The sequence below is a fragment of the Gilvimarinus gilvus genome (assembly GCF_030518155.1).
GTDB lineage: Bacteria > Pseudomonadota > Gammaproteobacteria > Pseudomonadales > Cellvibrionaceae > Gilvimarinus > Gilvimarinus gilvus.
In genome coordinates this window covers 1-416 of sequence record NZ_JAULRU010000672.1, presented here as the reverse complement: position 1 = coordinate 416, position 416 = coordinate 1, and the positions used below count along the sequence as shown (strand labels likewise).

General features: G+C 30.5%; 1 protein-coding gene. It reads right to left on the bottom strand.

The annotated features are described in order from the left end of the window. Positions 1-416 (bottom strand): hypothetical protein (locus QWI17_RS16740; RefSeq protein ID WP_302723669.1); only part of this gene is annotated, 416 nt, incomplete at both ends.

Here is a 416-nt window from a genome sequence, read left to right as displayed (position 1 = left end):
ATTCTTTATTTCTCCTTTCAACAATTTATCAATAGTTATCTGCGGAACATCTTTTATAAACTCATAATCTTTATAATCTGTTTCTCTACCAAAATGCAACAAATTCCTTACTTGTGTTAGTCCACTTCTTTTGGCATTTTCTAGTTTTATTATTTTCAGTTCTTCGTACATATCGTCGAACTCTTTTACAATATCCATCGATATCCATTCTAGTACAGCAAAACCAAATGCCAAAGGAGCAGAAATAGGAATCATGCCTACAAAAGAAGAAAGGCTTGGTTTATTGAACTCTCCATTTTCACTGATTACAGGTATCATTTCTTTCATTTCTGTAAGCAATTGATAAGAGCCATAAACTAAATTAGCATTTCTTCCGTATTTCAAAACTTTATTGATAGAATTATATGAAATTATGC